General features: G+C 61.4%; 15 protein-coding genes and 1 riboswitch. Of the genes, 1 reads left to right on the plus strand and 14 read right to left on the minus strand.

The window, feature by feature from the left end:
* Positions 1-61 precede the first annotated feature (61 nt).
* Complete coding sequence (gene alaS / locus KI235_RS23055) at positions 62-2,683, minus strand: alanine--tRNA ligase (RefSeq protein ID WP_212795313.1); 2,622 nt, start codon at positions 2,681-2,683, stop codon at positions 62-64.
* Positions 2,684-2,829: 146 nt separating this feature from the next.
* A complete protein-coding gene (gene ltaE, locus KI235_RS23060) occupies positions 2,830-3,834 on the minus strand; it encodes a low-specificity L-threonine aldolase (RefSeq protein WP_003204778.1) in 1,005 nt (334 codons plus the stop codon).
* A gap of 199 nt (positions 3,835-4,033) precedes the next feature.
* Positions 4,034-4,203: riboswitch (FMN riboswitch) on the plus strand.
* 100 nt (positions 4,204-4,303) lie between these two features.
* Between ltaE and KI235_RS23065 the strand changes: the two genes are divergently transcribed.
* On the plus strand, positions 4,304-4,813 hold the full coding sequence (locus KI235_RS23065) for a 6,7-dimethyl-8-ribityllumazine synthase (protein ID WP_003204780.1): 510 nt from the start codon (positions 4,304-4,306) through the stop codon (positions 4,811-4,813).
* 122 nt (positions 4,814-4,935) lie between these two features.
* On the opposite strand, the gene astE is transcribed toward KI235_RS23065, so the two are convergent.
* The 12 genes from astE to KI235_RS23125 form a co-directional block, all read right to left on the minus strand.
* Positions 4,936-5,943 carry a succinylglutamate desuccinylase gene (gene astE, locus KI235_RS23070; protein ID WP_003204782.1) on the minus strand — a complete coding sequence of 336 codons (1,008 nt, stop codon included), beginning with the start codon at positions 5,941-5,943 and terminating at the stop codon, positions 4,936-4,938.
* A 12-nt stretch (positions 5,944-5,955) separates the two neighbouring features.
* A complete protein-coding gene (locus tag KI235_RS23075; protein WP_003178862.1) occupies positions 5,956-6,243 on the minus strand; it encodes a hypothetical protein in 288 nt (95 codons plus the stop codon).
* A 69-nt stretch (positions 6,244-6,312) separates the two neighbouring features.
* Positions 6,313-7,659: an N-succinylarginine dihydrolase gene (astB, locus tag KI235_RS23080; protein ID WP_003204784.1), complete on the minus strand. Its 1,347-nt coding sequence runs from the start codon at positions 7,657-7,659 to the stop codon at positions 6,313-6,315.
* A gap of 174 nt (positions 7,660-7,833) precedes the next feature.
* Positions 7,834-9,303, minus strand: coding sequence for a succinylglutamate-semialdehyde dehydrogenase (gene astD, locus KI235_RS23085; RefSeq protein WP_167331296.1), 1,470 nt, complete (start codon positions 9,301-9,303; stop codon positions 7,834-7,836).
* Positions 9,300-10,325, minus strand: coding sequence for an arginine N-succinyltransferase (astA, locus tag KI235_RS23090; protein ID WP_003204788.1), 1,026 nt, complete (start codon positions 10,323-10,325; stop codon positions 9,300-9,302). Before astA ends, astD begins: the two co-directional genes overlap by 4 nt.
* A 54-nt stretch (positions 10,326-10,379) precedes the next feature.
* Positions 10,380-11,399 (minus strand): arginine/ornithine succinyltransferase subunit alpha, encoded by a 1,020-nt coding sequence (gene aruF / locus KI235_RS23095; RefSeq protein WP_003204790.1) that lies wholly within the window; start codon positions 11,397-11,399, stop codon positions 10,380-10,382.
* A 260-nt stretch (positions 11,400-11,659) separates the two neighbouring features.
* Positions 11,660-12,880, minus strand: a complete 1,221-nt coding sequence (locus KI235_RS23100; RefSeq protein ID WP_003204792.1) for an aspartate aminotransferase family protein — start codon at positions 12,878-12,880, stop codon at positions 11,660-11,662.
* A 396-nt stretch (positions 12,881-13,276) separates the two neighbouring features.
* On the minus strand, positions 13,277-14,257 hold the full coding sequence (argR, locus tag KI235_RS23105) for a transcriptional regulator ArgR (RefSeq protein ID WP_003204794.1): 981 nt from the start codon (positions 14,255-14,257) through the stop codon (positions 13,277-13,279).
* A 113-nt stretch (positions 14,258-14,370) separates the two neighbouring features.
* The gene (locus KI235_RS23110) at positions 14,371-15,135 is read right to left on the minus strand and encodes an ATP-binding cassette domain-containing protein (RefSeq protein ID WP_003204797.1); all 765 of its coding nucleotides are present in this window, start codon (positions 15,133-15,135) and stop codon (positions 14,371-14,373) included.
* Positions 15,136-15,191: 56 nt separating this feature from the next.
* The gene (locus KI235_RS23115) at positions 15,192-15,890 is read right to left on the minus strand and encodes an ABC transporter permease (RefSeq protein WP_003204798.1); all 699 of its coding nucleotides are present in this window, start codon (positions 15,888-15,890) and stop codon (positions 15,192-15,194) included.
* The gene (locus KI235_RS23120; RefSeq protein ID WP_003204800.1) at positions 15,887-16,576 is read right to left on the minus strand and encodes an ABC transporter permease; all 690 of its coding nucleotides are present in this window, start codon (positions 16,574-16,576) and stop codon (positions 15,887-15,889) included. Before KI235_RS23120 ends, KI235_RS23115 begins: the two co-directional genes overlap by 4 nt.
* A 90-nt stretch (positions 16,577-16,666) precedes the next feature.
* Positions 16,667-17,440, minus strand: coding sequence for an ABC transporter substrate-binding protein (locus tag KI235_RS23125; RefSeq protein WP_003204802.1), 774 nt, complete (start codon positions 17,438-17,440; stop codon positions 16,667-16,669).
* Between the last annotated feature and the right edge of the window lie 374 nt (positions 17,441-17,814).

Genomic DNA, 17,814 nt, shown 5'->3' on the forward strand with positions numbered 1-17,814 from the left:
GCCCAATAATCACTCAACAGCGGTCGGGCCCGTGACTAGACCACGAGCCCGCGACGCTGCCTTAAATACCCTGCTCTACAAATGCAACGGTCTGGGCCAGTGCTGCGTCCAGTGCGCCGACGTCGGTACCACCGCCTTGCGCCATGTCCGGACGACCACCGCCCTTGCCGCCCACTGCCGCAGCGGCTTGCTTCATCAAATCACCGGCTTTGAGTTGGCCAGTCAGGTCTTTGGTCACGCCTGCGACGAGAACGACCTTTTCCTCATGGACACTGCCGAGCAGGATCACTGCGCGGCCGAGTTTGTTTTTCAGTTGATCGACCAGCGCCAGCAGCGCCTTGCCATCCTGGCCGTCCAGACGCACGGCCAGCACTTTCACGCCCTTGACGTCCACGGCCTGGGCCGAGAGATCGTCGCCCGCGGCGCTGGCGGCCTTGGCCTGCAACTGCTCGAATTGCTTTTCCAGCAGGCGATTGCGCTCCAGCACAGCCGACAGCTTGTCGATCAGGTTGTCACGGCTGCCCTTGATCAGGGTTGCCGCTTCCTTGAGTTGTTCTTCGGCCGCGTTGAGGTACGCCAGGGCCGCCGCGCCGGTGACCGCTTCGATCCGGCGCACGCCGGATGCCACGCCACCTTCGCTGATGATTTTCATCAGGCCGATGTCACCGGTGCGGTTGGCGTGGATGCCACCGCACAGTTCAACGGAGAAGTCGCCCATGCTCAGCACGCGCACGCTGTCGCCGTATTTCTCGCCGAACAACGCCATCGCGCCCTTGCGCTTGGCGGTCTCGATGTCGGTTTCTTCGGTTTCCACCGGGGAGTTCTTGCGAATCTCGGCGTTGACGATTTCTTCCAGCGCCTTGAGCTGCTCAGGCTTGATGGCTTCGAAATGACTGAAGTCGAAGCGCAGGCGCTGACTGTCCACCAACGAACCTTTCTGCTGGACATGCTCGCCCAGCACCTGGCGCAACGCGGCGTGCAGCAAGTGCGTGGCGGAGTGGTTCAGCGACGTGGCATGTCGAACATCGGCGTCGACATGGGCGGCCACCGGGGCGGCGATCATCAGGCTGCCCGAAGCCAGCACGCCGTGGTGCAGGAAGGCGCCGCCGGTCTTGGTGGTGTCACGTACGTCGAAACGCGAACTGCCGGCCTGCAGGTAACCGCTGTCGCCGATCTGGCCGCCGGATTCGGCGTAGAACGGGGTCTTGTCCAGCACGATCACGCCTTCCTGGCCTTCGCTCAGGATGTCGACCGATTGCCCGTCCTTATAAATGGCAACGATCTTGGCCGAACCGGTGGTGCCTGCATAACCGGTGAACTCGGTGGCCACGTCAACCTTGACCAGGCTGTTGTAGTCCATGCCGAAGGAACTGGCGGAACGCGCACGCACCCGCTGGGCGTCCATCTCGCGCTCGAAACCTTCCTCGTCGAGGGTCAGGTTGCGCTCGCGGGCGATGTCGCCAGTCAGGTCCATCGGGAAACCGTAGGTGTCGTACAGCTTGAACACCACATCGCCCGGGACCACGTTGCCCTTGAGCTCGACCAGGTCCTGCTCGAGGATCTTCAGGCCTTGCTCCAGGGTCTTGGCGAATTGTTCTTCTTCAGCCTTGAGCACGCGCTCGATGTGCGCCTGCTGGGATTTGAGCTCCGGGAAGGCTTCGCCCATCTCGGCCGCCAATGCCGCGACGATCTGATAGAAGAAGCTGCCCTTGGCGCCCAGCTTGTTGCCGTGACGGCAGGCGCGACGGATGATCCGGCGCAGCACATAACCGCGACCTTCGTTGGAAGGCAGCACACCGTCGGCAATCAGGAAACCGCAGGAACGGATGTGGTCGGCCACCACTTTGAGCGACGCCTGGTTGTCGTTGGTGCAACCGATGGCCTGGGCCGACGCGCTCAGCAGGCTCTGGAACAGGTCGATTTCGTAGTTGGAGTGAACGTGCTGCAGCACCGCACTGATCCGCTCCAGGCCCATGCCGGTGTCGACCGACGGCGCTGGCAGCGGATGCAACACGCCATCGGCGGTGCGGTTGAACTGCATGAACACGTTGTTCCAGATCTCGATGTAGCGGTCGCCATCTTCTTCCGGCGAGCCGGGTGGGCCGCCCCAGATGTCGGCGCCGTGATCGTAGAAAATCTCGGTGCACGGGCCGCACGGGCCGGTGTCACCCATGGTCCAGAAGTTATCGGAGGCGTAAGGCGCGCCTTTGTTGTCGCCGATGCGCACCATGCGCTCAGCCGGGACACCGACCTCTTTGGTCCAGATGTCATAGGCTTCGTCGTCAGTGGCGTAGACCGTTACCCAGAGCTTCTCCTTGGGCAGGTTCAGCCACTTGTCGGAGGTCAGGAAGGTCCAGGCGAAGGTGATGGCGTCGCGCTTGAAATAGTCACCGAAGCTGAAGTTACCCAGCATTTCGAAGAAGGTGTGGTGACGAGCGGTATAACCGACGTTCTCCAGGTCGTTGTGCTTGCCGCCGGCACGCACGCACTTCTGGCTGCTCACCGCACGGGTGTAGGCACGTTTTTCCTGGCCCAGGAAGCAGTCCTTGAACTGGTTCATCCCCGCGTTGGTGAACAGCAGGGTCGGGTCGTTGCCCGGAATCAAAGAGCTGGAGGCTACTCGGGTGTGGCCTTGCTCTTCGAAGAAGCGAAGGAAGGCTTCACGGATTTCTGCGCTTTTCATTAGGTTCTTCCACGGAGGCTGCGGCCAAAGGCCTGTGCAAAACGTCAACAGACGAAGCAACGGCAAAGGGCCGCATTATATCGGCCCTTCGCGTGGGGTACAGCGTGTTTATGCGATAGAAACTGTCAATTGGCCCGGTTGACGGGTCAGTGGCGGGAAAATTCGACGAAAGTGGCGATCACCTGGTCGATTTGCGCCGCGCTCACGTCCATGTGCGTCACCATTCGCAGGCGTGGCGCCGCGCTGAGCTTGACGCCCCGTTCATCGGCAAATGCCTTGATCGCCTCGGCCCGCTCGCCCATTTGCACGTAGACCATGTTGGTCTGCACCGGCTCGACTTCATAACCCGCCGCACGCAAGCCCTCGGCGAGCCGCTGGGCATTGGCGTGGTCATCGGCCAGGCGCTGGACCTGATGTTCCAGGGCGTATAGCCCCGCCGCCGCGAGAATCCCCGCCTGGCGCATGCCGCCACCGACCATCTTGCGCAGCCGGCGGGCCTTGCCTATCAGTTCGGCGCTGCCACACAGGACCGAGCCCACCGGCGCGCCGAGGCCCTTGGACAAGCACACCGACACCGAATCGAAGTACTGCGTGATCTCACGGGCATCGACATTCAGCTTGACCGCAGCGTTGTACAACCGCGCCCCGTCCAAGTGCAGGGCCAGGCCATGTTCCTGGGTGAAACGCCGGGCCCGGGCCAGGTATTCCAGTGGCAGCACCTTGCCCTGCATGGTGTTTTCCAGGGCCAGCAGGCGGGTGCGGGCAAAGTGGAAATCATCGGGTTTGATCGCCGCAGCGACATGCGCCAGGTCCAGGGTACCGTCCGCCTGCACTTCAAGGGGCTGGGGCTGGATCGAACCGAGCACGGCCGCACCGCCGCCTTCGTATTTGTAGGTGTGGGCCTGCTGGCCGACGATGTATTCGTCGCCGCGCTCGCAGTGGGCCATCAAACCCAACAGGTTGCTCATGGTCCCCGTGGGCACGAACAGCGCTGCGGCAAACCCCAGGCGCGCGGCCAGTTCGGCCTCGAGGCGATTGACGGTCGGGTCTTCCCCATACACATCGTCGCCGGTAGGCGCGCTGGCCATGGCATCCAGCATGCCGGCGGTAGGTTGGGTGACCGTGTCGCTGCGAAGATCGATAACACTCATGAATCTGGCCTCGGGCTCAAGTGGAGGGAAATCCCTTTCGAAGGGCAATTACTGCGGTCATGGCGAGGAATAATCAAGCCTGGTCGACGGAAAGGACAACAAACCCCTTGTGTGCCGTGGGAGCAAAGCTTGCTCCACGGCTCGCTCCCACAAGGGGTTATGTGTTAAAAATTGTCCGCCGTCACAAAGCGTGGCGGCAAAACGTTCTCAGGGCGGGGTGTAATTCCCCACCGGCGGTAATTGCACGCAACGTGCATAGCCCGCGAGCGCTTGGTGGTACACCACTTTTTTAGGGTGTAGCGACAAGGTCAGCAGACCCGGTGTGATTCCGGGGCCGACGGTCATAGTCCGGATGAAGAGAGAACGGGATTGATACCCAAGGGCCGACTGCGACTGTCCGTGCGCGGCGTACCCTCGAATCCCCTTCGATTCATGACGCCCTGTTTTTCACACAAACAGGAACCAGAACATGCAACCCACTGCAATCGACAGCAAAAGCAAAAGTCATCCGGGCGAGCGCGTCGCGTTCATCCAGGCCTGCTGGCACAAGGAAATCGTCGACCAGAGCCGTAAAGGCTTCGTCGCCGAAATGATCACCCAGGGTTACCAGGAAAGTGATATCGACTTCTTCGAAGTCGGTGGCGCCTTCGAGATTCCGCTGCACGCCAAGCTGCTGGCCAAGTCAGGCCGCTACGCCGGCATCGTCGCCGCCGGCCTGGTGGTAGACGGGGGCATCTACCGCCACGAGTTCGTCGCCCAATCGGTGATCAGCGGCCTGATGCAGGTCCAGCTGGAAACCGAAGTGCCGGTATTCTCGGTGGTGCTCACGCCGCATCACTTCCATGCCGGGGAAGAACATCAGAAGTTCTTCTTCGAGCATTTCGTGCACAAGGGCCAGGAAGCAGCGAAGACCTGTGCCGATACGTTGCACAAGACCCGGGCGTTGCGCCGTAGTGAGCAGCGGGCGGTAGCGGTCTAAAAGCCGCTAAAAACCTGTGGGAGCGAGCTTGCTCGCGATGGCGGTGGTTCAGCCTGCATTAATGTTGACTGATACATCGCTATCGCGAGCAAGCTCGCTCCCACAATAGTTCGGTGTGGGTTTTAGATCAGGTTTTCGTCGGTCGCCGGCACGATCAGGATGCCAGCCCGCAAGCCATTCTTGACCTTGGGGTTCGGAAAGATGATCCGGGCACCCTCTTCTTCGATCACCCAGCGGGTCTGGGCGATGTCTTCGGCCAGCACGTAGCCTTTCCCCAATTCCGAGAAGTTCTCGATGTCCGCTGGCAGGTTCAGGCGGAAACTGTCGCTGTGCTTGATAATTTCCCGGGCCACGCTGAACAGCTGCAGGCCATCGAGCCCCTCATCCAGCTCCGGCTCGTTGCCCTCGATGATCTGTTGCAGGCGGGTTTCCAGCAGGCTGACGTTGACGCCGTCGTTCTGCCCGAATGGCCGGGCCTTGCCCAGTTCCAGGGTGAAGGACTCGGCACCGAGCTGGTCGTAGGTGTAGGCGCTGAACACAATGGACGGCTTGTTCTGCAGCAGCACCGCCTCCATGCCCCCGGCACGCAGGCGTGCCAGCTCACGGCGTGAATGCTGGCGACCTTCTTTCCACGGGTAGAGGGCGAATTGCTCGATCTTCGAGCCGCGGATGGCGGTGTGCAGGTCGTAATGCAAGCGACTGCGTTCTGGCCGGCTGAAGAAACTGGCGGCCAATCGCTCCAGCTCGCAGGCCCGCAGCGCCTCGGGGCCGCCGCTCAGCTCGTGGCGGCCATTGAACAGGCGGTTGACGTCCTGTTCGACGAAACGCTCACCGCGCCGGATGGCCTCGGGGTTGCCGAACAGGAACAGAATGCGTGCCCGCGGCTTCAAATGGCCACGGGCGATGTCATGCAGCAAGCGGTCGAGCAGCTCGATCGGCGCGGTTTCATTGCCGTGGATACCGGCCGACAGCAGCAGGTCCAGGCCGTTGTCCCGGGCTTCGGGCGGCTTGACCTCCAGCGCGCCCTCGCTCAACCAGCGCATCCGTACGCCTTCGACAGTCAGTTGAGTCTTCTCCGCCGGTTCACGGCCGGCGAGGGTCAGTTCAAGCAGTTTGCCGAGGGCGAGCATAGCGCGGTTTCCTTAATGGTCGTGGCCGCAATCCGGGCCATGGACATGGTCATCGTCGCCGACGTCCGCTGGTTCCATTTCCAGTTGCAGGCTGACCAGGTTGGTCGCCAATGGACGCAACAACAGGTTGGCGTATTCCTCGTCCCCTTCCTCGACATCGACGCCGATCAGCAACTGACCGCGGCCATCCTGCTGGATCCACAATTCCTTGCCTTGCCACATCACCGCGACGCGGGTGCAGGAAGTTTCCAGTTGAGTGCCGTCGGTGTCTTCAAGGATCAGCTGCAGGGTATCGCTCATGTCTTTACATTCTCGTCTGGGGATAAGGCAACGCGCCCTGCTTTGACTGTAGTCAGGTCGCGCGCGCTTTCAATTGATCTGGAAAGGATAAACCGCGCCAAGTTTAAGGATTTGTGTCAGTTCATCCAGTGCCGCACGGCATTCGAGCAGCAACTGCGGGTCTGCCAGATCGTTTTCGGTCATGCGGTCGCGGTAGTGCCGCTCGACCCATTGGGTCAGCGAATCGTACAGCGGCGCGGTCATGATAACCCCTGGGTTGACGGCCGCCAGCTCGGTTTCATTGAGCGCCACGCGCAACCTCAAGCAAGCCGGGCCACCACCGTTCTGCATGCTTTGCTTGAGGTCGAAGACCTTCACTTCGCGAATCACCCCGCCAGTGCCCGTCAGGCCCTGCAGGTATTGCCAGACACGTTCGTTGCTACGGCATTCTTCCGGCACGATCAAGAGCATCGAACCGTCGGGACGCGACAGTAACTGGCTATTGAACAGGTAGGAACGTACCGCATCATCGACGGTGACCGCCGAACGCGGCACGCACACCGATTGAAATTTCCCACCGACCTTGGCGAGTTTGCCGCTCAATTCGGCCAGCATCTTGTCGGTCTCGAGAAACGCGTCCTCGTGATAGAACAGCACTTCGCCATTGCCCACCGCGATCACGTCGTTGTGGAACACACCCTGGTCGATCACCGATGGGTTCTGTTGGGCGTACACCACGCCCTCCTCCCTCAGCCCGTGCAGACGGGCAACGGCCTGGGAAGCTTCGAGGGTCTGGCGCGCCGGGTATTTCTGCGGCGCGGGATAGCGGGTGTCAAAAGCACTGCGACCGAACACGAAGAATTCAACACCAGCCTCGCCGTAGGCGCGGCAGAAACGGGTGTGGTTGGCCGCGCCTTCGTCACCGAACTGCGCCACCGCCGGCAAGGCGGCGTGGTGGGCGAAGTGTTGCTGGTTGGCGAACATCGCCCCCAGCACCCGACTGGTGGTCGGATGTTCGATGCTGCGGTGGTATTTGCAGTTCAGGTTGGCGGCGGTGAAATGCACGCGGCCATCGGCCGTGTCGGCGCTCGGGCTGACTGTGGCGGCATTGGCCACCCACATGCTGGAGGCCGAGCAACTGGCAACCAGCAACGGCATCGCTTCTTTCGCGGCCTGCTGGATGACCTGGGCATCGCTACCGGCAAAGCCCAACCGACGCAGGGCCGCCACGTCCGGGCGTTCCTGTGGCGCCAGCACACCTTGCTGGAAACCCATGTCCATCAACGCTTTCATTTTCGCCAGGCCCTGCAACGCCGCTTCCTTGGGGTTGGAGGACTGCTGGCTGTTGCTCTGGGACGCGACGTTGCCGTACGAGAGCCCGCCGTAGTTATGGGTCGGCCCCACTAGACCGTCAAAGTTGACTTCATAGGATTTCATCAGCGAGGCTCCACGAGGATCTGTTTTTTTATAGGCATCAATAACAACCGAGTCGCGGCTATCGCGGGCAAGCCTTGCTCCCACAGGTTCTGCATAGTTCCTGTGGGAGCAAGGCTTGCTCTCACAGATTTGGCATAACTCCTGTGGGAGCAAGGCTTGCCCGCGATGGCGGTCTCAAGACATGCGCACGCCGGGAGTGAGGGCAGCCGGCATCACAAGGCTTGGTGTCTCCAGGGAAGCCACCGGGTACGCGCAATAATCGGCCGCGTAATAAGCGCTGGCGCGATGGTTGCCCGAGGCGCCGACACCGCCGAACGGCGCGCTGCTGGCGGCACCGGTCAGCTGTTTGTTCCAGTTGACGATACCGGCGCGGCTTTGCAGCCAGAACTGCTGGTAACGCTCCTGGGAATCGGACAGCAACCCGGCGGCCAGGCCATATTGCGTATTGTTGGCCTCGGCGATTGCCGCTGCGAAATCTTTGTAGCGGATCACTTGCAGCAACGGCCCGAACAGCTCTTCATCGGGACGCTCGGCCACGGCCGTCACGTCCAGGATACCCGGCGTCAGCAATGCGGCCTGGGCCTGCGGTTGGGTCATGCTCAACAGCGGCACGGCGCCTTTGCCCAGCAAATGGTTTTGCGCATCCATCAGCGCCTTCGCCGCGGCCAGGGAAATCACCGAGCCCATGAACGGCGCCGGTTGCTGGTCGAAGGCACCGACTTCAAGGGTCGAGCTGACCGCCACCAGGCGCGCCAGCAAGGCATCGCCCCAGGCGCCTTCCGGCACCAGCAGGCGGCGCGCACAGGTGCAGCGCTGCCCGGCGGAAATGAAAGCGGACTGGATAATGGTGTAGACCGCCGCATCGACGTCGGCCACCTCATCCACCACCAGCGGGTTGTTACCGCCCATTTCCAGCGCGAGGATCTTGTCCGGACGCCCGGAAAATTGTTGATGCAACAGATTGCCGGTGCGGCTGGAGCCGGTGAAGAACAGCCCGTCGATGCCTGGGTTCGCCGCCAGGGCGATACCCGTCTCCCGCGCGCCTTGCAGCAGGTTCAGTACGCCCGCCGGCAGACCGGCCTCGACCCAGCACTTGACCGTCAGCTCGGCAACTTTCGGCGTCAGTTCGCTCGGCTTGAACAATACGCTGTTGCCGGCCAGCAGGGCTGGCACGATGTGGCCGTTGGGCAAATGACCAGGGAAGTTGTAGGGGCCGAACACCGCCACCACACCGTGGGGCTTGTGGCGCAGCACAGCGGTGGCGTCGCCCAGGGGGCCGCTCTTCTCGCCAGTCCGCTCGCGGTAGCTCTGCACCGAAATGGCGACTTTGTTGACCATGCTGGTCACTTCGGTCGCCGCTTCCCACAACGGCTTGCCGGTTTCTTCACCGATGCAATGGGCCAGTTCGTCCGCGTGGCTTTTCAGGGCAGCGGCAAAGGCTTCCAGCACCTGGATGCGTTCATCCAGCGAGCGCCGAGCCCAGTCCGGGAACGCCTGGCGCGCGGCCTGCACCGCCGACTCCACTTGTGCCGCCGTGGCGCCGTTGCCCGACCACAATACCTGCTGGGTCACCGGGTTCAACGACTCAAAGAGATCACCCTGGCCTTCCAGCCAGCTTCCTGCGATGTACAGCGAGTTCATTATTTCGACTCCCGGGCAGCAGACAGCGCGACGGCACGTACCTGATCGCCGGCGTTGAGTTGAAGACGTTTGGCGGTCAGCGGATCGACCACCAGCGTGCCGGCGGCAAAGCGCGCCGGTGCAGCGGTGATGCGGCAGTCTTCGCGCTTGCGGTTATGGATGAGGAACGGCGTGGCGTCATCGCCCGGCGTACCGATGGCCAGCACCAGCGCCTGGCTGTCGCGAATCGCGCGGATCTTGCCGGTTTCGCATTCCACCGCTGGGCCGGCGTCGAAGATGTCGACGTAACCCTGGTAGCTGAAACCTTCGCTCTTGAGCATCGACAATGCAGGTTCGGTATCCGGATGAACCTGGCCGATCACGGCCCGGGCATCTTCGGACAAGAAACAGGTGTACAGCGGAAACTTGGGCATCAGCTCGGCGATGAACGCCTTGTTGCCCACCCCGGTGAGGTAATCGGCCTGGCTGAATTCCATCTTGAAGAAGTGCCGGCCCAGGCTTTCCCAGAACGGTGAACGCCCCTTGTCGTCGGACATGCCGCGCATCTCGGCGATGATCTTGTTGCCGAACAACTGTGGGAATTCGGCAATGAACAACAGCCGCGCCTTGGCCAGCATGCGGCCATTGAGACCACTGCGGAAATCGGCATGGAGGAACAGCGAGCACAGCTCGGAATTGCCGGTCAGGTCGTTGGCCAGGAACAGGGTCGGGATTTCCCGATAGATGTTCAATTCCTGGGACGCGCTGACCGTCAGGCCAACCCGGAAGTTGTACCAGGGCTCACGCAGCCCAACGGCACCAGCGATAGCGGAAATGCCCACCACACGACCATCGTCGTCTTCGAGCACGAACAGGTAGTCCGCGTCACCGCGCCCGGCTTCACCGCGAAAGGTCTTCTCGGCCCAGCCGACCCGATGGGCCAGGCGCTCTTCGTTGGCCGGCAGGGTGGTCAGGCCGGTGCCCGTGCTGCGGGCCAGGGCGATCAGAGCGGGTAAATCGCTGCTGCGTACGGGACGAACGATCATGCTATCTCCTCAAACGGGTCGCTCACGCCACCCGCGAAACTCAGCTGTAAAGCGTTATACGGCTACCAGACGCACGCTGGCGCCTTCGCCGACGCCCAAGGCTTCGGCCGCTTCCATGTCCAGCGTCACAGGTTTGCCCGGCGCGTAATCGAGCTCGAGCAGCACGGCGCGGTAATCCTGCAATTGGGCATTGGCCACCAGGTATTGGCGGCCGGCCCCCTTGACCGGTTCGCCGATCTTGACCGGCACCACGCGGCTCTGGGCAATCGAACGAATGCCCGAGACACGAGCATGCAGGGTCGGGCCACCGTCGAAGATGTCGATGTAGTGATCGGTCTCGAAACCCTCACGCATCAGGATGTCGAAGGTGATCTGCGCCCGCGGATGGACCTGACCCATGGCTTCCTGGGCGGCGTCCGGCAACAGCGGCACGTAGATCGGGTAATGGGGCATCAACTCGGCGAGGAAAGTACGGCTTTTCAGCCCGCACAAGCGCTCGGCGGCGGCGTAGTTGAGGTCGAAGAAGTTGCGACCGATGGCATCCCAGAACGGCGAGTCGCCATTCTCATCGCTGTAGCCGACGATCTCGGTCACCACCGAATCGGCGAACCGTTCCGGGTGGCTGGCGACGAACAGCAGGCGCCCGCGGGAATTGAGTTCCGACCATGGCGAACCCACCAGCTCCGGCACCACGTAGAAACTGGTCAGCAGGCTGTTGCCAGTCAGGTCGTGACACTGGGAGAGCACGTGGATCTTGTTGTGGATCTTCAGTTCACGGGAGGCGTGAACGAAGGTCTCGTTGCGAAAGCTGTAGAACGGCTCGGAATAGCCGGCCGAAGCGACAATGGCCGAACAGCCCACCAGCTTGCCGGTCGCGGTGTCTTCAAGGACGAAGAAGTAGCTCTCTTCACCATTGAAGCTGACCTCGGCGGCGAACGAGGCTTCGCTTGCGGCGATCTTGTCGCTCAGGCGTTCCACGTCATCCGGCAAGGAAGTGACACCGATCGGACTGTCCGCAGCCAGACGCTGTACCTCGCCCAGATCAGCCATTTGCGCGGGGCGCATCACCAGCATGGTGTCACTCCTTAACTTGAAATAAAGGGTTCGACCGTCAGGTCGATACACAGAGAAAAAATACCGGGCCCAACTCCCCCACCGACTTAAATGTGGGAGCAGGTTTGTGGGAGCAAAGCTTGTGGGAGCAAGGCTTGCCCGCGATGCAGGCGACGCGGTCCTTGGTGAACTGAGGCACCCGCATCGCGAGCAAGCTTTGCTCCCACAAACCTGCACCCACATAAGTCCGGCTCCCACAATGGAGCCGGTCAAGTCTGAAATCAGGCTTGGGTCAACTTCGCCACGGCCCGCTCGAAGCGGTCCAGGCCTTCGTCGATATCGGCGTCTTCCACCACCAGGCTCGGAGCAAAGCGAATCACGTCCGGGCCGGCTTGCAGGATCATCAGGCCTTCCTGTTCGGCGGCGTTGAAGATGTCCTTGGCCTTGCCTTTCCAGGCGTCGTTCAGCACGCAGCCGATCAGCAGGCCCAGGCCACGCACTTGGGTGAACAGGCCGTACTTCTCGCCGATCTGCTCCAGGCGAGCCTTGAACTTGTGATGCTTGGCTTTGACACCCGCGAGCACTTCAGGGGTATTGACCACATCGATCACGGCTTCGGCCACCGCGCAGGCCAGCGGGTTACCGCCATAGGTGGTGCCGTGGGTGCCGACGACCAGGTGCTTGGCCAGCGCTTCGGTGGTGAGCATCGCCGCGATCGGGAAACCACCGCCCAGGCTCTTGGCGCTGGTGAGGATGTCCGGGACCACGCCGTAATGCATGTAGGCGAACAGGTGGCCGCTGCGGCCCATGCCGGTCTGCACTTCATCGAACACCAACAGCGCGTCGTGAGCATCGCACAGGTCGCGGGCGCCTTGCAGGTAGGCCTGCTCGGCTGGCAGTACACCGCCCTCGCCCTGGATCGGTTCCAGCACCACGGCGCAGGTCTTGTCCGAAATAGCGGCTTTCAAAGCAGCCAGGTCGTTGTAAGGAACGTGGGTGATGCCAGTAATTTTAGGACCAAAGCCGTCGGAGTACTTCGACTGCCCGCCGACGTTGACGGTGAACAGGGTACGACCGTGGAAGCTATTGAGCGCGGCGATGATTTCGTACTTTTCGCTGCCGAAACGATCGAACGCGACGCGACGGGCCAGCTTGAAGGCGGCCTCGTTGGCTTCGGCGCCGGAGTTGCAGAAAAACGCGCGCTCGGCAAAGGTCGCGTTGACCAACTTATGGGCCAGGCGCAGGGCCGGCTCGTTGGTGAATACGTTGGACACGTGCCACAGCTTGTTGGCCTGTTCGGTCAGTGCACCGACCAGTGCCGGGTGGGCATGGCCCAGTACGTTGACTGCGATACCGCCAGCAAAGTCGATCAATTCACGACCGGATTGGTCCCATACGCGGGAACCGGCGCCACGCACAGGTATGAAGGCAGCAGGTGCATAGTTGGGAACCATAACCTGGTCGAAATCGGCGCGTTGTACCGCGGCTTGCTCAACGGACATCGGAGTCTCCTGATGAGGAACACCCGCCTGGAACTGGCGGGCTTGGTAAGGATTGTAAGGACAGTTTTCAGCCCGGCCTTGCCGCCAAGCGACAACTTCTTATAGCGCCAACCCACGTTTTTCGCGGGTTTACGGCAATGCGACAAATAGCGTCGCAAAGGCGCAGTTTAAACGTTGTGGCGGGATTTGAGGTGTCGGCATCTACGTGCGGCGAGGAATATATCTGTGGGAGCAAAGCTTGCTCGCGATGCAGGCACCTCGGTTCACCAAGGACCGCGTCGCCTGTATCGCGGGCAAGCCTTGCTCCCACAAGTCCAGCCCCCCCCCCACAAGTCCTGTTCCCACAGATCTTGCTCCCACAATAAATCCCCTCGCCACAGAGAGGTTGTGCCTGCCCTACCCGCGCTCGGACGGCACCGAGGACAACTCGAACGGGCTGCTGCTGCGTCGCTGGTTGCGGTCTTCCCGCGGTGTGGCGCCGAAGAAGTTGCGGTAAGCGCTGGAGAAGTGTGGCCCTGAGGAGAAGCCGCAAGACAGGCCGATCTGGATGATGGATTTGCTGGTCTGCATCAGCATCTGCCGGGCCTTGTTCAGACGCAGCTCCAGGTAATACTGGCTGGGCACGCGATTGAGGTATTGCTTGAAGATCCGCTCCAGTTGCCGACGGGATACGCAGACATGCTGGGCGATCTCGTCGGTGGTCAGCGGCTCTTCGATGTTGGCTTCCATCAGCAGCACCGCCTGGGTGAGCTTTGGATGACTGGAGCCAAGGCGGTTCTGCAACGGGATGCGTTGACGCTCGCCACCCTCGCGAATGCGCTCGACCACCAATTCTTCCGACACCGCACCGGCCAGTTCCGCGCCGTGATCGCGGGCCAGCACCGCCAGCAACAGGTCGAGTACCGACATGCCGCCGCAAGCGCTCAGGCGATCGCGATCCCAGTCAAACAGATGGCTGGTGGCGATGACCTTGGGGAAGCGCTCGGAGAAATCGTCCTGCCAGCGCCAATGCACGGCGGCACGGTAACCGTCGAGCAACCCCAGTTGGGCCAGGGGATAGACACCGGCAGACAAACCGCCGATCACACAACCGGCACGCACCAGTTGCTTGAGGGCGCTGCTCAAGGGTGAGGCCAGCGCAGCCGGCGGCTCATCGGCCAGCAGGAACAGCTTCTGGAAACCTTCGAGCTTGCCGGCCCAAGGCTCGCCCGGCAGTTGCCAGGCGCCATCGGCCGGTGGTTCGGCCTGCAAGAACGACAGTTCGTAGACCACATCCGGATGCACCCGCTGAGCAACACGCAAGGCCTCCTCGGCCAGCGCCAGCGTCAAGGCTTTAGTGCTGGGCCAAATCAGGAAACCTATTCGATGGGCAGTCATGGCGGGCGATCCGAAGCGAAAACAGTGTTAAAGCCAAAAGCGGCTGCAACCAAATTAGACCATCTGGCGCACGGTGCGCAGCATGACCCAAATCAGGTGCGTAACGGGAGCGATTACTTGAGGCTGCCCGACAGAAATTGTTGCAAGCGCTCGGATTGCGGATTGACCAGCACTTCGCGCGGGTTGCCGCTTTCTTCGACGATGCCTTTGTGCAAGAACACCAGTTGGTTCGACACTTCACGGGCAAAGCCCATTTCGTGGGTCACCACCACCATGGTCCGGCCTTCCAGGGCCAGGGCCTGCATCACCTTGAGCACGTCGCCTACCAGTTCCGGGTCCAGAGCCGAGGTCGGCTCGTCGAACAACATCACCTCCGGCTCCATCGCCAGCGCACGGGCAATCGCCACACGCTGCTGCTCGCCGCCGGACATATGGCCCGGGTAGGCATCCTTGCGATGAGCCACGCCAACCTTGTTCAGGTAGTGCTCGGCCTTCTCCCGCGCTTCAGCCTTGGACACGCCCAGCACATGCACCGGCGCTTCCATGATGTTTTCCAGCGCAGTCATGTGGGACCACAGGTTGAAATGCTGGAACACCATCGACAGCCGCGAACGCATGCGCTGCAGTTGCTTGGGGTCCGCGGCCTTCAACGCGCCGTCCTTGCCGGCCACCAGCTTCAACTCTTCGTTGTTGAGCAGGATCTTGCCGGCGTGGGGCTGCTCAAGCAGGTTGATGCAACGCAGGAAAGTACTCTTGCCGGAGCCACTGGAGCCGATGATGCTGATCACATCGCCAGCGGCGGCTTTCAGGGACACGCCCTTGAGCACTTCGTGACTGCCATAGCGTTTATGCAGGTCTTGGACTTCAAGCTTGTACATGCGGTCGGTTCTCACAAAACGTCAGTCGTTGAGCAGTCGATCGGATCGATGCGTTATCAGTGCTTGCGCGGGGCCAGGTAACCCAGCCAGCGGCGCTCGGCCAGTTTGAACAGGCGCACCAGGATGAAGGTCAGGCACAGGTAGAAAACGCCGGCCGTGATGTAGGCCTCGAACGGCAAGTAGTACTGCGCGTTCACCGTGCGCGCGGCACCGGTGATGTCGATCAGGGTCACGATGGATGCCAGGCTGGTGGTCTGCAACATCATGATCACTTCGTTGCTGTATTGCGGCAGCGCCCGACGCAAGGCCGATGGCAGCAGGATCCGGCGATACAGCTTGTAGCGCGACATGCCCATGGCCTTGGCCGCTTCGATCTCACCGTTGGGCGTGGCCCGCAGGCTGCCGGCGATGATTTCGGCGGTGTAGGCGCTAGTGTTGATGGCGAACGCCAGGCAGGCGCAGAAGGTCGCGCTGGACAGCCACGGCCAGAGGAAGCTTTCACGCACGATCGCGAATTGCGCCAACCCGTAGTAGATCAGGAACAGCTGGACCAGCATCGGCGTGCCGCGGATCACGTAGGTGTAGAGCCACGCCGTCATGTTGACGACCGGCTGCTTGGACACCCGCATCAGCCCCAGGGGCAACGCCGCCAACAGACCGAAGAACAGCGACAGGGCCAACAGCTTCAGGGTGGTCAACAAGCCACTGAAATACAGCGGCAAGGCTTCATAGATGACGTTGTAGTCGAAGATCATAGATCAGCCGCCCTTACGCCTACCGAGTAGCGCTTCTCAAGGTGACGCAATGCCAGCAACGAGACGCTGGTGATCACCAGGTACATCGCCGCCACTGCGAGGAAGAAGGTGAAAGGCTCGCGCGTGGCATCTGCCGCCTGCTTGGCCTTGAACATCATGTCTTGCAGGCCCACCACCGAAATCAGCGCGGTCGCCTTGGTCAGCACCAGCCAGTTGTTGGTGAAGCCCGGGATCGCCAGGCGAATCATCTGCGGCACCAGCACTCGGAAAAACACCTGGAAGCCGTTCATGCCGTACGCCATGCCCGCCTCGGCCTGCCCCTTGGGGATCGCCATGAAGGCACCGCGGAAGGTTTCCGACAGGTAGGCACCGAAGATGAAGCCCAGGGTACCGATACCGGCCGCCAGCGGGTTCAGGTCGATGTAGTCGTCGTAACCGAGCATCGGCGCCACGCGGTTGAGCAGGTCCTGGCCGCCGTAGAAAATCAGCAGGATCAGCACCAGGTCGGGAATGCCGCGAATGACCGTGGCATACAGGTCGCCCAGCCACGCCAGCCAGCGCACCGGAGAGAGGCGCAACGCAACGCCGATCAACCCCAGGACGATGGCCAGGGCCATGGACGACAAGGCGAGCTCAAGCGTCAACCATGCGCCATCGAGGATGACAGCCCCGTAGCCTTTCAACATGATTCAGGTCCTCGAAAGTGGGATGAAAAAATGGCGCAAACCGCAGAGATCCTGTTGCTTGCGCCATTTCGCACGAGTGGCGGGACGTCGTTACTTGCCGTAGATGTCGAAAGCGAAGTATTTGTCCTGGATTTGCTTGTACTTGCCGTTCTCGCGAATGGCCGCGATCGCGCCGTTGATCTTGTCCTTCAACGCGTCGCCCTTGCGCACCGCGATGCCGACGCCGTCGCCGAAGTACTTGACGTCGGTAAAGGCCGGGCCGACGAACGCGAAGCCCTTGCCAGCATCGGTCTTGAGGAAGCCGTCATCCAACAGCGTAGCGTCTGCCACGGTGCCGTCGAGACGACCAGCGGACACGTCCAGGTAGATCTCGTTCTGCGAACCGTATGGTTTGATCTCGGCACCCAGCGGAGCCAGGACTTCACGGGCGAAACGCTCATGGATCGAACCACGCTGCACGCCGATGTTCTTGCCCTTGAGCTCGGCCAGACCGTCGCTGACCTGGGTACCGGCCTTCATCACCAGACGGGCCGGGGTGTTGTAGTACTTGTTGGTGAAATCAACCGACTTCTTGCGATCTTCGGTGATCGACATGGACGACAGGATCGCGTCGATCTTGCGGACCTTGAGCGCCGGGATCAGGCCGTCGAACTCTTGCTCGACCCACACGCACTTGACCTTCATCTCTTCGCACAGCGCATTGCCGATGTCGTAGTCGAAACCGACGATGCTGCCATCCGGAGCTTTCGAGGCGAACGGAGGGTAAGCCGCTTCGATACCAATCTTCAGGGGCTTCTCATCAGCGAAGGTCGGCAGGGACAGCACGGACAGTGCCAGGGCGCCAAGCAGCACAAGTTTCTTCATCTTGGGACTCCATCGGTAAAGGGCAAAAACGGCAGAGTGAGCAACAGCCCAATATGCGAATGGGTGAAACGAACTTTGGTGCTGCGTCCTAGGAAGCTCACGTTTTATTCAACACGAGCCACGACGAGCGAGTGATCGGCATTCTAACGACAGGCCCGAAGCCGATATTTCTTCAATGCGACAACAAATTACAGAAGCACCGAGAAAGCTGTTCGAGCGCATTGACAGCCCCGCAAATTCATGCAAGAGCAAAAGAAGGGAAACCGATCTATGCTGCAAATAGCGGGCCCATTATTCGCAAACCCTTCTAATCCGGCAAGCACAGCGTGTCGGCTTATTTTGGGAGACGCCTGGAACCGCCCTGTAATGGGGCT

Source organism: Pseudomonas sp. St386 (assembly GCF_018325865.1).
In the GTDB taxonomy this organism is placed as follows: domain Bacteria; phylum Pseudomonadota; class Gammaproteobacteria; order Pseudomonadales; family Pseudomonadaceae; genus Aquipseudomonas; species Aquipseudomonas brassicacearum.

Bases quoted from the DNA above. Each gene is read 5' to 3' on its own strand.
- alaS (WP_212795313.1), bottom strand. From the start codon at position 2,683: ATGAAAAGCGCAGAAATCCGTGAAGCCTTCCTTCGCTTCTTCGAAGAG.
- ltaE (WP_003204778.1), bottom strand. From the start codon at position 3,834: ATGAGTGTTATCGATCTTCGCAGCGACACGGTCACCCAACCTACCGCC.
- KI235_RS23065 (WP_003204780.1), top strand. From the start codon at position 4,304: ATGCAACCCACTGCAATCGACAGCAAAAGCAAAAGTCATCCGGGCGAG.
- astE (WP_003204782.1), bottom strand. From the start codon at position 5,943: ATGCTCGCCCTCGGCAAACTGCTTGAACTGACCCTCGCCGGCCGTGAA.
- KI235_RS23075 (WP_003178862.1), bottom strand. From the start codon at position 6,243: ATGAGCGATACCCTGCAGCTGATCCTTGAAGACACCGACGGCACTCAA.
- astB (WP_003204784.1), bottom strand. From the start codon at position 7,659: ATGAAATCCTATGAAGTCAACTTTGACGGTCTAGTGGGGCCGACCCAT.
- astA (WP_003204788.1), bottom strand. From the start codon at position 10,325: ATGATCGTTCGTCCCGTACGCAGCAGCGATTTACCCGCTCTGATCGCC.
- aruF (WP_003204790.1), bottom strand. From the start codon at position 11,399: ATGCTGGTGATGCGCCCCGCGCAAATGGCTGATCTGGGCGAGGTACAG.
- KI235_RS23100 (WP_003204792.1), bottom strand. From the start codon at position 12,880: ATGTCCGTTGAGCAAGCCGCGGTACAACGCGCCGATTTCGACCAGGTT.
- argR (WP_003204794.1), bottom strand. From the start codon at position 14,257: ATGACTGCCCATCGAATAGGTTTCCTGATTTGGCCCAGCACTAAAGCC.
- KI235_RS23110 (WP_003204797.1), bottom strand. From the start codon at position 15,135: ATGTACAAGCTTGAAGTCCAAGACCTGCATAAACGCTATGGCAGTCAC.
- KI235_RS23115 (WP_003204798.1), bottom strand. From the start codon at position 15,890: ATGATCTTCGACTACAACGTCATCTATGAAGCCTTGCCGCTGTATTTC.
- KI235_RS23120 (WP_003204800.1), bottom strand. From the start codon at position 16,576: ATGTTGAAAGGCTACGGGGCTGTCATCCTCGATGGCGCATGGTTGACG.
- KI235_RS23125 (WP_003204802.1), bottom strand. From the start codon at position 17,440: ATGAAGAAACTTGTGCTGCTTGGCGCCCTGGCACTGTCCGTGCTGTCC.